The organism is Bradyrhizobium sp. Ken01, from assembly GCF_055807355.1.
This window is the reverse complement of record NZ_JBVVPC010000058.1, coordinates 1-13,652: the sequence shown is the minus strand read 5'-3', so window position 1 is coordinate 13,652 and position 13,652 is coordinate 1. Positions and strand designations below refer to the sequence as shown.

Here is a 13,652-nt window from a genome sequence, read left to right as displayed (position 1 = left end):
ACGTCATGCGTCGCTACGGCAGCCGCGCCATTCCGCCGCTTGCTTCCACTAGCTTCACTGCCACTTTATCGAATGAAACGAAGGTCTCGGCGCCAAGCCAATAACCCTCATGAGCAATGACACCATCGGCAAAATCGCCGCCAGCATCGAGGAGTGCCAACCCGGCCTCTGCCAAAGGCCGGTTGACGACCACATTGGAGGCATTGATCAAGTGCCGGATCGAAGCGGCGATATTTCCAGCAGAGGTCTTGTAGCCTCGTGAGAGGACCCAAGCTAACTCGCACAATGCGGGGATCGAGATGGCTATGAGGTCCGCGTTGTCGAGAAGGGCTTCGGCCACCTTGCTCTGTTCGGCATCATCTTCGACTAGCACCCGTACCAAGACGTTGGTGTCGGGTGTTATCTTCATCGCTTGCCGGCCCAGCCGTCAGCAATGACCGCGTTCATCTCCTCGATCGAGAGCGATCGGCCGTTCGTCTTTCCCTTCAGGAAGCCAAAGGCATTCGAGATCTTCCCGGTAGGCCGAACTGCCTTCACCTCAACTCGTCCCCCAGGAAGCTTTTCTATCGAGATTTTGTCGCCCGGGTGCACGCCGAGATGTTCCAGGAGGTCCTTCCGCAACGTGACCTGTCCCTTTGCCGTGACGGTAAGCGTACCCATGGAAATCCTCGCTCGCTGATAAGCTTAAGTAAGGCAATACCGCCTTACTTTCAAGTGAGCGCTAGGCGGAGCCGGCTCTACTCCCGCCGCGGGCTGAACTTCCAGGTGATGGCGACGAGGCCCGCGGTGATCAGGCCGCTGACGAGACCGACGATGGGCAGCGTGAGCACCAGTGCGGCGCTGGCAGCCCAGCCGATCGAGGAGAACGCCTCGGCAAAAGTCGCAAGCCGCGACGAGGTCTGGCGGCGGCGAAATTGGCTGCGCCGGGCCTGCACCCGGAACCAAAGCTGGATTGCGGTGGCTGAGGCCGCGCTGACGATGACCGCACCGGCGCTGACCGCGGCCTGGGACGGCGAGGCGAAAGCGAGCGCCGCGATCAGCGGGCAGAAGATGACGGCGATCGCGATCAGCACCACCTCGATCTTGGCGCGGATGACGCTGGACGGCGTCAATGGCGCGGTCGCAACCAGGTCGGGCGCGTCCTCGCCCGAGATCGTCAGCCAGGCAAGCCCGCCGGCGAGTTGACCCGCCGCCATGACGATGACGGGCGTGATCAGTGTCAGCGCCGCGGAGCTGTCGGCGAAGTTGCGCCAGAGCAGCAGCGCCGGCGGGACCAGATAGAGCAACTGCATCAGCGTCTGCGAGATCAGCCAGGGATCGCGCCAGAGCAGCAAAAATTCCTTGCGCCGCAGGGCATGCTGCCGCGATCCGCCGCGGAACGGGCGTACCTTCGCGCGTCGACGACCGGACGCGCCATAGGCGGCGGCATCGATCGCCGTATCCGCGAAGCGGCCCGAGAAGATCGCCATGACGCTTCCGAGCAGCACGAGCCCGAGCGCCAGGAGCAGCAGCAGCGCTTCGGGGTCGCCCATCGCCGCTCGCGCCGGCCACCACCAGATACTATCGACATCGGGCGCGCAGTTGGCGATCGTGCCCGAGGTCAGGATGGTGAAGCGCGACAGCGTGCCGTAGGATATGATTGCGGCCACCTGGAGCGCGATCACGAAGCCGGCGCCGATGATGGCGGCGAGGATCTGGGCGACGAACCGTGTCCGCGCCGGACCGATCAGGCGGAACAGCAGGATGGTGACGGCGATCGCAATCGCTGCGGCCGACAGGCCCATCGCGACGACGACGCCGAACGCTGCGAGCCAGCGCGCGCCGCCCCCGAATACCAGCACGTCGATGAAGGGCGTCGAGAACAGCAGCGCCATCACCGTGATGGCGAGCGCGATCGCAGCGATGCGCACCGAGAACAGATTGGCCAGCGTCGCGGGTGAGGACATGATGAGGTCGAGATCGGCGCGTGCGTAAAACACCCGCGTCACCGATTCGATCGCCTGTGACAGCATCAGCGTCCAGGCGAGAAAAATCGTCGCCGAAATCACGATCAGCGACGATTTGTCGAGCGGCAATTGCAGGTCGGCGAAGCGTCCGATCACCGCCCAGGCCGGCACGTGCAGCAGCACCGCAAAGAAAAGCAGGCCGATGACCGCGGCACGCGTTCGTTTGCGCCGCCCGCCGGTCATCATGGCGAGCCATTCGCGCCAGGCGAGCCGAAGTTCGTGGCGGGCGAACCAGGACAGCGCGGTGGCCGAGCTCATGCGGCTTCCTGGAGCGTCACCAGTGCGATGAAGAGATCTTCCAGGCTGGTATCGGCGTGCCCGTTTTGCTGGCGCAGCTCGGTCAACGTGCCCTCGGCAACCAGGCGGCCGGCTGCGATCACGCCGATGCGGTCGGCCATGCGTTCGGCGACCTCGAGGATATGCGTGGTCATGATGACGGTGCAGCCGGCGCGGACGCGCCCGCTGAGGAGTCCCTTGACATGGCGGGCGGAGACGGCATCCAGTCCCGTCAGCGGCTCGTCGAGGATGATGAGGCGGGGATCGTGCACCAGGGCGCCGGCGAGGGCGACCTTCTGGCGCATGCCCTTGGAAAAACCCTCGCAGCGTTCATGCCGGTGCGGCTCGAGCCCGAGCGAGTTCAGGAGCTCCGCTGCGACCGGTTCCGAGACGGATGGTGCGATGCCCCACAGACCGGCCACGAATTCGAGATATTCGAGCGGCGTGAGCTTGTCATAGATCATGGGCTCGTCGGAGACCCACGCCATCACCTGCTTGGCGGCGACAGGGTTTTGGAGCGCATCGATGCCGAAGATGGAGACCGCGCCGGCATCGGGCCGCAAAAGGCCTGCAACCATGCGCAAACTGGTGGTCTTGCCGGCACCGTTGGGGCCGACCAGCGCATAGAATTCGCCGGCATGGATGGTGAGATCGAGGTTATCGACCGCCAGACGGTCAAAACGCTTCGTTAACCCCATGACTTCGAGCGCCGAGTCGTCCCGCTTCATCACGGCCACACCTTGCGGTTTTGCATCGCTCGCGACCATGACCCGAAGATGTTTCGGCACCGTGAATCGCGCTGCCGCAAATTCCGTCATCCGGATAGGACTAAAGGCAAGTCACCGTTTCAAGTCACCGTTTGTTGACAGCGCTTGGCGGTTCAGGCTGAATTGGCGAAGGGACGAATGGCGCGAACGCAGCGAAACGACTGCGTAGCGACTGAACACAAGATGCGGCAAGGCGGTCAGGAAGAACCGCCGGTTGTATCGGGAGGATGCGCGACGATGCTGGATTTCGTTCAGCAGCTGGTCAGCGGTGTTGCGCTCGGCTGCGTCTACGGCCTGATCGCGCTCGGCTTCGTGCTCGTCTACAAGGCCACCGAGGTCGTCAATTTCGCCCAGGGCGATTTGATGATGCTGGGCGGCTTCTTTGCCTTCACCTTCATCGGCATGATGGGGCTGAACTACTGGATCGGCTTTGCCGGCGCGGTGGCGGCGATGGCGCTGTTCGGCATGCTGGCCGAGCGCGTGGTGGTGCGGCCGATCCTCGGCTATCCGCAATTCTCCATCATCATGGCCACCATCGGGCTCGGCTATTTCCTGCGCTCGGTCTCCGGCATGATCTGGGGCACCGATGATTTCAAGATCGACACGCCATTCAGCCAGGGCGTGCTGCGGATCGGTTCGCTGGTGCTCGCCCATGACAAGCTCTCGGTGATCGCGGCGACGGTCATCCTCTGCGCGCTGCTCTGGCTGTTCTTCAACAAGACCACGCTCGGCACCGCGATGCGCGCAAGTTCCGAGAACATGCTGGCGGCCTATTACATGGGCATCCCGGTCAAGCGCGTGGTGTCGATCGTCTGGGCGATCAGCGCGGCGGTTGCGACCTGCGCCGGCGTGCTGCTGGCGCCGATCACCTTCATCCATTCCAATGTCGGTCTCGTGCTGGGCCTGAAAGCGTTTCCGGCCGCCGTGCTCGGCGGCTTCGGCTCGATCCCGGGCGCCGTCGTCGGCGGCGTCCTGATCGGCGTCATTGAGAGTATGGCCGGCTTCTATCTGGCCGAGGGCTGGAAGGACGTCGCGCCCTACATCGTGCTGCTCGCCGTGCTCTTGCTCAAGCCCGAAGGCCTGTTCGGCCTTCACGTCCGCAAGAAGGTCTGAACGCATGCGCTTCCTGTTCAAGACCGACTACGAGGACGACATCAGGCTGTTTCCGCATTCGGGCTATTACGTCTCATACGGTCTCCTGCTGGCCGTGCTGCTGATCGCGCCCTATGTTCTCTCCAGCTATCTGATGAGCCAGCTCGTCTTCGTCTGCATCTACGCGACAGTCGGCGTGGCGCTGTTGATTTTGACGGGTTTCACCGGGCAAGCCTCGCTCGGGCATGCGGCGTTTCTCGCGATCGGTGCGTATACGGCGGCCTATTTGCAGAAATATGGTGTGCCGTTCCCGGTCTACTTTCTCGCCGCCGGGCTCCTGACCGGGCTGATCGGTGCGCTGGTCGGCTTCCCCGCGCTGCGGCTGCAAGGCATCTACCTCGTCATCGCCACCATCTCCTTCGCCTTCATCGTCGAGGAGATTCTGGCGCGCTGGGAGAGCGTCACCAACGGCAACGAGGGCATGCGGATCAAGGCGGTGTCGCTGTTTGGGGTCGCCGTCTCGCGCGACAGCCCCACTTTCTATTTCCTTTGCCTCGCCGTGCTGGTGCTGACCATCGTCGGCACGCTCAACCTCTTGCGCTCGCCGACGGGGCGCGCCTTCGTCGCGATCCGCGACAGCGAGACGGCGGCGCGCAGCATGGGCGTCAATGTCGCGCTGTACAAGGTGAAGTCCTTTGCGATCTCCGCGGCGATCACCGGCTTCGCGGGCGTCCTGTTCGCGCACAAGCTCTCCTTCATCTCGCCGGAGATGTTCACGCTCCAGCTCTCGATCGAGTTCATCATCGTGATCCTGATCGGCGGCACCTTCAGCCTGCACGGCGCGGTGCTGGGAGCGATCTTCATCGTGATGATCGATCCGTTCCTGACCTACCTCAAGGACGACATGCCCGGCATCATCGCCGGCATTGCCGCGACCTTCGGAGCGGGCACGCAGACCGCCGCCAATGTCCAGTCCAAGGTCGCGGCCTTTGCCTCGCTCAACGGCCTGAAAGGCGCGATCTACGGCATCATCATCGTATTGTTCGTGCTGTTCGAGCCGCTCGGGCTTTACGGTCGCTGGCTCAAGATCAAACTCTTCTTCCAGCTGTTCCCGCTCTACAAGCGCGCCACCTTCAAGCGGCAGAAGATCTATGTGAAGTCGGAGCGCAACCGATGAGCTATTTTCGCGCCGAGAGCTTGTCGCTGCACTTCGGCGGGCTGAAGGCCGTCGATGCGGTGTCGTTCGCGGTCGAGAAGGGCGAGATCCTGTCGATCATCGGGCCCAACGGCGCCGGCAAGAGCTCGATTTTTAACCTGATCTCGCGGATCTACCGGCCGACCTCGGGGCGCATCTTCTTCGAGGACCAGGACATCACGGAGCAGCCGCCCCATGACATCGCAAGGCTCGGCATCGCGCGCACGTTTCAGAACATCGAGCTGTTCGAGAATGCGACGGTATTGTCGAACCTGCTGGTCGGCCGCCACCGGCATTCGACCACGCAGCTTTGGCAGGAGCTGTTGTTCCTGCCAGGCGTACGCGCCGACGAGAAGGTGCATCGCCGCAGGGTCGAGCAGGTCATCGAATTCCTCGATCTCGAGCCTTACCGCGACAAGCTGATCTCGGGTCTGCCTTACGGCGTGCGCAAGGTGATCGAGCTGGCGCGAGCGCTGTGCTCGGAGCCGAAGCTGATCCTGCTCGACGAACCGTCCTCCGGCCTCAACGTGGAGGAGACCGACGACATGTCGTTCTGGATCCGCGACCTCAAGAGCGAACTCGGCGTCACCGTGCTCATGGTCGAGCACGACATGTCACTGATCAACCGCGTCTCCGACCGCGTCATCGCCCTGAACTACGGCCGGGTCCTGGCGATGGGCTCGCCCGCCGAAGTGCAACAGCACCCCGATGTCGTCGCCGCCTATCTGGGAGCCTGACGCGATGGATGCCGTGGTGACACCAGACATCATCCTGAAACTCTCCAACATCGAGAGCTATTACGGGCCGATCATGGCGATCCGCGGCATCTCGCTCGAAGTGCCGCGCGGCCGCATCGTCACGCTGCTGGGCGCCAACGGCGCCGGCAAGACCACGGTGCTCAAGACGATCTCGGGCATTCTCGATCCGCAGAAGGGCGCCATCGAGTTCATGGGCAAGTCGATCCAGCGCATGGAGGCGGACAGGATCGTGCGGCTGGGCCTCAGCCACGTGCCGGAGGGACGCGAGGTGTTCCCGTTCCTCTCCGTGCGCGAGAACCTGATGATGGGCGCCTATCCGCGCAGCGATCGCGATGGTGTCGCGGACGATCTGGAGCGCGTCTACGGCTATTTCCCGCGGCTGAAGGAGCGCATCAACCAGCCGGCCGGACAGCTCTCCGGCGGCGAGCAGCAGATGCTTGCGATCGGCCGCGCGCTGATGAACCGGCCGACGCTGTTGCTGCTCGACGAGCCCTCGCTCGGGCTGTCGCCGATCCTGGTGAAGGAGATCTTCGCTATCATACGCCGCGTCAACGAGGAGCAGGGCATGTCGATCCTGCTGGTCGAGCAGAACGCCAAGGTGGCGCTGGAGACGGCGCATTATGGCTATGTGCTGGAGATCGGCCGGATCGTGATGAACGACAGCTGCGACCGTTTGATGCATTCGAAGGACATCCAGGAATTCTATCTTGGCGCCAAGGAAGCGGGCGCACGAGGCGAGCGGCGCTGGAAAAAGAAGAAGACTTGGCGTTGAAGCAAGACTTGGCCCTGAAGCAAGACTTGGCGTTGAAGGAAGAATTGGCGTTAGATCGGGAGACCCGTCCGGAACAATAGACCGCCGGCAAGGCAGGCAGCGGAGGGGAACGCGACAAGGAGGAGACTTGCATGGCCCGACCGGCGGTGCTGACGGTCGCTGACACCATCGCGAAGAGCTTTTTGCGCGCCGCGGAAACGCGGGGCGACAGGCCGGCTATACGCGAGAAGAAATTCGGGATCTGGCAGCCGACCAGCTGGCGCGAATGGCTGGAGATCTCGAAGGAGATCGCCTACGCGCTGCACGCCATCGACTTCAGGCCCGGCGACGTTGCTTCCATCATCGCCAACGCCGTGCCGGAATGGGTCCATGTCGACATGGGCATTCTGTGCGCCGGCGGCGTCTCTTCCGGGATCTATCCAACCGATGCCTCATCCCAGGTCGAATATCTCGTCAACGATTCCCGGACGAAAGTGATCTTCGCCGAGGACGAGGAGCAACTCGACAAGGTCCTGGCCTGCCGCGCACGCTGTCCGTCTCTGCGAAAGATCATCGTGTTCGACATGGAGGGCCTCAGCGGCTTCTCCGATGAGATGGTGATGTCGCTCGACGAGTTCCGTGCGCTCGGGCGCAACCACATGGCCGGCCGTGAGGCGCTGTGGCAGGAGATGATCGACAGTCGCAGCGGGAGCGATCTCGCGGTCCTCGTCTATACATCCGGCACCACGGGCCCGCCCAAGGGCGCCATGCACGCCAACCGCAGCGTCACGCACCAGATGCGGCACGCCAACGATTTCATTCCGGCGCGCGAGAACGAGGACCGGCTGATCTTCCTGCCGCTCTGCCACGTCGCCGAACGGATCGGCGGCTACTACATCTCGGTCGCGCTCGGCTCGGTGATGAATTTTGCCGAGAGTCCGGAGACCGTGCCGGATAATCTGCGCGAGGTGCAGCCGACCATCTTCCTCGCGGTGCCGCGGATCTGGGAGAAATTCTATTCCGCGATCACCATCGCCCTGAAGGATGCGACGCCGCTGCAGCAATGGGTCTACCGCCGCGCCATCGATATCGGCTATCGCATGGTCGATTGCAGGATGGAAGGGAAGCCGCCGCCGCTGTTGTTGCGGCTCGCCAATGGCATCGCTTACCGGCTCGCCTTCCGCAACATCCGGCGCATGATCGGGCTCGATCGTTGCCGCATCGCCTTCACCGGCGCGGCGCCGATCGCGCCGGAGCTGATCCGCTGGTATCTCGCGCTCGGGATCGACATCCACGAGGTCTACGGCCAGACCGAGAATTGCGGGGTCGCCACCATGATGCCGGCGGAGCGGATCAAGCTCGGCTCGGTCGGCAAGGCGGTGTCGTGGGGTGAAGTGGCGCTGTCGCCCGACGGGGAAATCCTGATCAGGGGCGACTTCCTGTTCATGGGCTATCTGAACCAGCCGGAGAGGACAGCAGAGACCATCGACCATCGCGGCTGGCTGCATACCGGCGACGTCGGCACCATCGACAATGAGGGCTTCGTCCGTATCACCGACCGAATGAAGGACATCATTATCACCTCCGGCGGCAAGAACATCACGCCGTCCGAGATCGAGAACCAGCTGAAATTCTCGCCCTACATCTCGGACTCCGTGGTGATCGGCGACAAGCGGCCATACCTCACCTGCCTCGTGATGATCGACCAGGAGAATGTCGAGAAATTCGCGCAAGACCACGACATCCCCTTCACCAATTATGCCAGCCTGTGCCGCGCGACGGAGATCCAGGACCTGATTTGGCGCGAGATCGAAGCGGTCAACGCCAATTTCGCCCGTGTCGAGACCATCAAGAGATTCTATCTGATCGAACGCCAGCTCACTCCGGAGGACGAGGAGCTGACGCCGACCATGAAACTGAAGCGCGGCTTCGTGAACAAGCGTTACGCCGCCGAAATCGACGCGATGTACCCGGCGCGGGCGGTGGCTTGAACAATCTTGTTTGAACAACAGCGAAGGAGTGATGGCCCCACCCTTCGCACCATAAGGGCCCCAAGGAGAGGAGACGTCAATGTCGAGATCGTTGAGAACGTTCGGCTTTGCGGCAGGCGCGGTGGTGCTCACCTGTTTGCCGGCCGTCGCGCAAACCAAGGTCACCAATGAAGGCATCTCGGCCTCCGAGATCGTCATCGGCACCCATCAAGATCTGTCGGGGCCGATCAAAGGCTGGGGCGTGCCGGTCTCGAACGGCATGAAGATGGCGGTCGAGGAGATCAACGCCGCCGGCGGCGTCCAGGGGCGAAAGATTCGGCTTGTGGTCGAGGACAGCGGCTACGACCCGAAGAAGGCTGTGCTCGCATCGCAGAAGCTGATCGAGCGCGACAAGATCTTCGCGATGGTGGGGCCAATGGGTTCGCCGACTGTCCTGGCGGCGCAGGATATCCTGCTCGACGCCGGCGTGCTTCAGCTGTTCCCGCTGACGGCGGCGGAGTTCACGTTCAAGTTCGATCCCGCCAAGCCGCAGGAGCGGCTGAAGTTCAACAATCTGCTGCCCTATGTGGAGAGCACGCGGGCGGCGCTGAAATACATGATGGAGTGGAAGAACTTCAAGAAGCCATGCATCATGCATCAGGACGACGAGTACGGGAAGAACGTGCTCGACGGCTTCAACCAGCAGCTCACTGCCATGAAGGTCCAGCCGGCCTCGATCACGAGCTACAAGCGCGGTGCCTCCGACTTCAGCGCGCAGGTCGCCAAGATGAAGTCCGACAGCTGCGACCTCGTCGTGCTCGGCGCTGTGCTCCGTGAGCCCATCGGCGCGATGACGGAAGCCAAGAAGCTCGGCTGGGACGTCACCTTCCTCGGCGCGACGCCAACCAATGTGATGGAGGTGCCCATGCTCGGCAAGGAGGCGGTCGAAGGGCTCTATGCGGCGTCCGGATTCGAGATCCCCTACGAGGACACCGCAAAGGGCAAGGTGAAAGACTGGCTGGTCAATTACAAGAAGATGTTCAGCACCGATGCCAACACGCAGGCCATCATTGGCTACAACGCGGTGATGACGTTCGCGTTCTACGCCAACAAGGCGGGCAAGGATCTGACCGGCCAGAAAATGCTGGACGCGCTGGAATCGGGCGACAAGTTCCTCGACATCTTCAACTCGCCGCCGACCAAATTCTCCAAGACCGACCACCTCGCCAACACCATCACCCAGGTGCAGCAGGTCAAGGGCGGCCGCTGGGTTCTGGTGAAGGACAATCTGATGTTTTGATTTCTTCGCCTCTCCCCGCATGCGGGGAGAGGCCGGAATTTACGCAGCAAATTCCGGGTGAGGGGGCTCTCCGCGAGTCGAACTGTCGCCGGATCCGCTGAAGCAGCCCCTCACCCCAACCCTCTCAGCGCGAGCGAAGCTCGTCGCGACCCCGTAAGAACGGGGCGAGGGAGAGGACACAGCCCTACGATCCCCCACCCGCGGTGCCTGAATTCACCGGGGCCAACTCGTCTTCCCGGCAGCGCCAGCCATCGGCGGCTTTGACAAACGCAAACGTGCGCTGGATCCGTAGGCGGCGCGTGACATTGAAGGCGTCTGCGGAGCGCTCCTTGGTGCCGACGCCTGGCTGCGGACGGCCCGTTCTGGCGTCCCAGCAGGTGCCCGTGCACGTCGTGGCGATCTTGCTACAGGTGGCGAAGGGTGCCAGCACGGCCATCTCGATTTCGCCCGTGACCTGCGCCTCCTGCTCGCCCACCTGGCTGTCGAGCGCGTAGACGCGGTTGATGCGTAGGAAGTTGCCGCAGGAATTGGCCGCGTGGATTCGCGCGGCGCAGAAATCGACGGCATCGGTATCGGGCGCGCGGGCTGCGACCTGCCGGCCGAACACCTTCTTCGGGTCGCCTTTCGCAGCGCCAATCTCGTCGGCCTTGTGCTTCAGATAGCCGGCGAGACAGTCCTCCGCCGACTCGAGCTCCCCGAGCGGCACGTTCTCCTTGCCGACCAGATTGCATTTGCGATCGCGCTCCCGCGTCCACCGGCCATATTCGGCGAAGGCAAAGCGTGCCGCGGTCGGATCGAGCTTGCCGATCAGGCCGAGGACCTGGCTGTTCAACTCGGTCTCGGCCAGCGCCAGCGACGGGTCCGCGCAGATCAGCGCGCCCGCGGCGGTGTTAGCGGCGAGACAGTCGAAATCCGGATCGCGCACGATCGCGGCGCGCTCATCGGTCACCTTGAGAAGACATGCCTTCACCCGGTCGAAATCGTCGGTGCGGATCGCGGTCTGGCCGACGATGCCGCAACCGAGATTGCGCTGGCGAACCCAGATCGCGTTCTCCTCGATCCCAGGCAGGCGATCGGGCAGGCGGGCAAGCCGCGCCTCGATTCCCGTGCTCAGCTTCTCGGCGGCGGCGGCAAGCTCGGCATCACCGCAGAACAATTGATTGCCGGGATCGCGGATCTGCTGGCAGTTGTTCCTGGCGAACAGCGGCAGCCTGTCGGCGACGGAGCGGTCGGACGGGCTGGATTGTGCGAAGCCTGGAGCCGCCGGCAAGGCCAGCAGCGCAAGCACAGTCAGCACGATGAACTGCATTCCAGTCGCCCCCGCATAGCCGCGGTCATGCTAGCGTCCCGAATCGCGCGGCGAAATGGCTTTGTGGGGTAAGCGTACTTTATACTGGTAGCCCGGACGGAGCCACCGGGTCGGCGCTATGCGCCGACCCGGTGGCTCCATCCGGGCGACAACAAGATCAACGCGCCTCGGCGGCGATCATCGAGAATCGCACAGGTTCGTCGACATATTTCAGCACGGCCGATTGATAAAGCACGAACAGCGGCTGGTAGCTCCGTGCGACATCGTCCTCGACCATTGCCATGCGGCGGTTGTCGAGCATCAGCCAGTGGCCGTCGAGCCGTGCAGCGACAACCGCATGCTCTTCGCCGGCCCTGACGTCACGCACCACGACGATGCGGAGATCTTCGGTGGCGACGCCTGCGAGCCGCAGGGCGGCGAGCTTGGCAATGGCATAGTCCTCGCAATCCCCGGCGCCACGCGCGAAGGTCGCGAGCGGTGAGCTCCAGACGTCCTCGGTACCGTCATCGGCGGCACGGATGGCGAGGTTGATGGCGCGATTGGTTTCGCCGAGCAGGGCGCGGCCGTCACGGCTGCGGGCCTGGTCGACGATGGCGAGCAGTTTCAGCGCAGCGGGCGAAGCGCAATTGTCCCGGTCGCCGTCGCACAGCGCGAGCTGCACCATGTCATCGTCGAGCCTGGACCTCAGCGCGAGCCATTTCTCTTGCAGGCTGCCGGCGGAGATGGCGAAGGCGAACACGCCGAACGGCTCGGCGGATTTGCGCACGAGGACGCCGGCTCCCGGCGACAGCAGAGTGCCAGCGCGAAGCTCGGCGGCCGATCCGAGCAGGATCAATCCGCACAGCACAAGGATTGCGCGCCAAGCGCGCGAGCGAGCAGCGGTCTCCATCTGACATCCCCTTCCGGCTTCGCCAGGTCCCCCTCGACCTGTACGTGCCGGGCTTTGTTGCTTTCGCGGAGATAGTGCGAGGCAGGCGGTTTTGTTCTGCTTAACGCGCCCGGCCGGGGTCCCAAAACCGGGCAACAGGCTGAAACGGGCCTGCTTAAATTGCGTAAAATTTTACGATTAGCCGGCTAGGAGGGCGGCAGTTGCCGCGAAGAAGGACCAATTGCAGGCACAAGTTGTCGCGGAACTGATTCTGCGCCTTATGGCTAACGGCCCGCTATTTCACGAGTTCTGTTAGCTGGATCACAGATTTGGCTCCGTATTTGCCGCAGGGTGGTGCGGGGCACCACGAACAAAAGATGACAGAAGTATCTATTGTAGAATTTCTACAATGGAATACATGGGGTTACTGGAAATGAGCGGAAATAAGCGCTACTTTACTTATGAGTATTTCAAAAATTACTTTGGCTTCTCTGCGGACGCCCAGCCGCCTGAGAGCATCGACCGCTTGGTGATGCCAAATCACACAAGCAATAGGTGGTTTCGCTAAGGACTTGGTAATGATATGCAAGTTTAGGCGAGCGATACTTACTTAGATTTTAACTCCTTTTTTGGTGCCCCGATTGAATTACGCTGGCAAATTTGACGCCGCGATTTCCTTGGACGGCTTGGGTTCCCGATCGCCCGCCGATGGCCACGTCGATTCCTTTACCGCGAAGGCACACGGCCACGTGCCTGACGGCGCTTTCGTCGTTCCCGACCCGAACCTGATCTTCAACGGCGATTTCAAGCGCGCCGGTCTCGACCTCGTGCTGTCCCATGACGGGCACGATCACGTCGTTCACGATTATTTCAGGGGCGACAAGCGCGCGGCGATCGCCTCGCCCGACGGCGCGCATCTCACCGGCGACGTCGTCAACGCACTCACCGGCCATGTGCAATACGCGCAGGCCGCCTCCGGCATTGCCGCCGCGCAGGTCATCGGTCACGTCACCAAGCTCTCCGGCAGCGCGACCGCGGTCCGTAACGGCGTCTCCGTCATCCTGAACAACGGCGACAACGTCGAGAAGGGCGACGTGGTCTCGACCGGTGGCGACTCGACGCTCGGCATCACGTTCATCGACGGCACGGTGTTCGGCCTGTCCTCTAACGCGCGGATGGTGCTGAACGACATGGTCTACGACCCCAACGGGTCGAACAATTCCTCTCTGCTCAGTCTGGTCGCGGGCACCATCACCTTCGTTGCCGGTGAGACCGCCAAGCATGGCGACATGAAGGTCGACACGCCGGTCGCCACCATGGGCATCCGCGGCACGGCGGTGCTGAGCCAGATCAACTTCGT

13 protein-coding genes are annotated in these 13,652 nt (G+C 62.9%); 7 read left to right on the top strand and 6 right to left on the bottom strand.

Going from position 1 to position 13,652, the window contains the following annotated elements; genetic code table 11:
* Nucleotides 1–13 precede the first annotated feature (13 nt).
* The 4 genes from AC0L3S_RS34620 to AC0L3S_RS34605 all read right to left on the bottom strand — a co-directional run bounded on the left by AC0L3S_RS34620 (nt 14) and on the right by AC0L3S_RS34605 (nt 3,010).
* A complete protein-coding gene (locus AC0L3S_RS34620) occupies nt 14–409 on the bottom strand; it encodes a type II toxin-antitoxin system VapC family toxin (RefSeq protein WP_473284230.1) in 396 nt (131 codons plus the stop codon).
* Entirely contained in the window at nt 406–660 is a 255-nt protein-coding gene (locus tag AC0L3S_RS34615) for an AbrB/MazE/SpoVT family DNA-binding domain-containing protein (RefSeq protein ID WP_473284228.1), read from the bottom strand. The genes AC0L3S_RS34620 and AC0L3S_RS34615 overlap by 4 nt, the downstream gene beginning before the upstream one ends.
* Before the next feature lie 77 nt (nt 661–737).
* Nucleotides 738–2,264 (bottom strand): permease, encoded by a 1,527-nt coding sequence (locus AC0L3S_RS34610; RefSeq protein WP_473284226.1) that lies wholly within the window; start codon nt 2,262–2,264, stop codon nt 738–740.
* Nucleotides 2,261–3,010: an ABC transporter ATP-binding protein gene (locus AC0L3S_RS34605; RefSeq protein ID WP_473284224.1), complete on the bottom strand. Its 750-nt coding sequence runs from the start codon at nt 3,008–3,010 to the stop codon at nt 2,261–2,263. The genes AC0L3S_RS34610 and AC0L3S_RS34605 overlap by 4 nt, the downstream gene beginning before the upstream one ends.
* Nucleotides 3,011–3,286: 276 nt before the next feature.
* On the opposite strand from AC0L3S_RS34605, the gene AC0L3S_RS34600 reads away from it, so the two are divergent.
* From AC0L3S_RS34600 to AC0L3S_RS34575, 6 genes are all read left to right on the top strand, one after another.
* The gene (locus tag AC0L3S_RS34600; protein WP_027570079.1) at nt 3,287–4,162 is read left to right on the top strand and encodes a branched-chain amino acid ABC transporter permease; all 876 of its coding nucleotides are present in this window, start codon (nt 3,287–3,289) and stop codon (nt 4,160–4,162) included.
* Between the two features lie 4 nt (nt 4,163–4,166).
* Nucleotides 4,167–5,318: a branched-chain amino acid ABC transporter permease gene (locus tag AC0L3S_RS34595; protein WP_247283228.1), complete on the top strand. Its 1,152-nt coding sequence runs from the start codon at nt 4,167–4,169 to the stop codon at nt 5,316–5,318.
* Nucleotides 5,315–6,073: an ABC transporter ATP-binding protein gene (locus AC0L3S_RS34590; protein ID WP_473284221.1), complete on the top strand. Its 759-nt coding sequence runs from the start codon at nt 5,315–5,317 to the stop codon at nt 6,071–6,073. The genes AC0L3S_RS34595 and AC0L3S_RS34590 overlap by 4 nt, the downstream gene beginning before the upstream one ends.
* A 4-nt stretch (nt 6,074–6,077) precedes the next feature.
* Nucleotides 6,078–6,866 carry an ABC transporter ATP-binding protein gene (locus AC0L3S_RS34585; RefSeq protein WP_473261148.1) on the top strand — a complete coding sequence of 263 codons (789 nt, stop codon included), beginning with the start codon at nt 6,078–6,080 and terminating at the stop codon, nt 6,864–6,866.
* A gap of 131 nt (nt 6,867–6,997) precedes the next feature.
* Nucleotides 6,998–8,836: an AMP-dependent synthetase/ligase gene (locus tag AC0L3S_RS34580; RefSeq protein WP_473260972.1), complete on the top strand. Its 1,839-nt coding sequence runs from the start codon at nt 6,998–7,000 to the stop codon at nt 8,834–8,836.
* A 79-nt stretch (nt 8,837–8,915) separates the two neighbouring features.
* Nucleotides 8,916–10,115 carry an ABC transporter substrate-binding protein gene (locus tag AC0L3S_RS34575; RefSeq protein ID WP_473260969.1) on the top strand — a complete coding sequence of 400 codons (1,200 nt, stop codon included), beginning with the start codon at nt 8,916–8,918 and terminating at the stop codon, nt 10,113–10,115.
* A gap of 184 nt (nt 10,116–10,299) precedes the next feature.
* Here the strand turns inward: AC0L3S_RS34575 and AC0L3S_RS34570 are convergent, their stop codons facing one another.
* Together AC0L3S_RS34570 and AC0L3S_RS34565 are read right to left on the bottom strand one after the other, a co-directional pair.
* Nucleotides 10,300–11,424: a lysozyme inhibitor LprI family protein gene (locus AC0L3S_RS34570; RefSeq protein WP_473284219.1), complete on the bottom strand. Its 1,125-nt coding sequence runs from the start codon at nt 11,422–11,424 to the stop codon at nt 10,300–10,302.
* A gap of 157 nt (nt 11,425–11,581) precedes the next feature.
* Nucleotides 11,582–12,313, bottom strand: coding sequence for a transglutaminase-like cysteine peptidase (locus tag AC0L3S_RS34565; protein ID WP_473284217.1), 732 nt, complete (start codon nt 12,311–12,313; stop codon nt 11,582–11,584).
* A 620-nt stretch (nt 12,314–12,933) separates the two neighbouring features.
* On the opposite strand from AC0L3S_RS34565, the gene AC0L3S_RS34560 reads away from it, so the two are divergent.
* A partial coding sequence (locus AC0L3S_RS34560; RefSeq protein WP_473284215.1) for a FecR family protein occupies nt 12,934–13,652 on the top strand: 719 nt, incomplete at its 3' end.

What these genes read in the sequence shown, in the direction of transcription:
- AC0L3S_RS34620 (WP_473284230.1), bottom strand. Translation starts at nt 409, where the DNA reads ATGAAGATAACACCCGACACCAACGTCTTGGTACGGGTGCTAGTCGAA.
- AC0L3S_RS34615 (WP_473284228.1), bottom strand. Translation starts at nt 660, where the DNA reads ATGGGTACGCTTACCGTCACGGCAAAGGGACAGGTCACGTTGCGGAAG.
- AC0L3S_RS34610 (WP_473284226.1), bottom strand. Translation starts at nt 2,264, where the DNA reads ATGAGCTCGGCCACCGCGCTGTCCTGGTTCGCCCGCCACGAACTTCGG.
- AC0L3S_RS34605 (WP_473284224.1), bottom strand. Translation starts at nt 3,010, where the DNA reads ATGAAGCGGGACGACTCGGCGCTCGAAGTCATGGGGTTAACGAAGCGT.
- AC0L3S_RS34600 (WP_027570079.1), top strand. Translation starts at nt 3,287, where the DNA reads ATGCTGGATTTCGTTCAGCAGCTGGTCAGCGGTGTTGCGCTCGGCTGC.
- AC0L3S_RS34595 (WP_247283228.1), top strand. Translation starts at nt 4,167, where the DNA reads ATGCGCTTCCTGTTCAAGACCGACTACGAGGACGACATCAGGCTGTTT.
- AC0L3S_RS34590 (WP_473284221.1), top strand. Translation starts at nt 5,315, where the DNA reads ATGAGCTATTTTCGCGCCGAGAGCTTGTCGCTGCACTTCGGCGGGCTG.
- AC0L3S_RS34585 (WP_473261148.1), top strand. Translation starts at nt 6,078, where the DNA reads ATGGATGCCGTGGTGACACCAGACATCATCCTGAAACTCTCCAACATC.
- AC0L3S_RS34580 (WP_473260972.1), top strand. Translation starts at nt 6,998, where the DNA reads ATGGCCCGACCGGCGGTGCTGACGGTCGCTGACACCATCGCGAAGAGC.
- AC0L3S_RS34575 (WP_473260969.1), top strand. Translation starts at nt 8,916, where the DNA reads ATGTCGAGATCGTTGAGAACGTTCGGCTTTGCGGCAGGCGCGGTGGTG.
- AC0L3S_RS34570 (WP_473284219.1), bottom strand. Translation starts at nt 11,424, where the DNA reads ATGCAGTTCATCGTGCTGACTGTGCTTGCGCTGCTGGCCTTGCCGGCG.
- AC0L3S_RS34565 (WP_473284217.1), bottom strand. Translation starts at nt 12,313, where the DNA reads ATGGAGACCGCTGCTCGCTCGCGCGCTTGGCGCGCAATCCTTGTGCTG.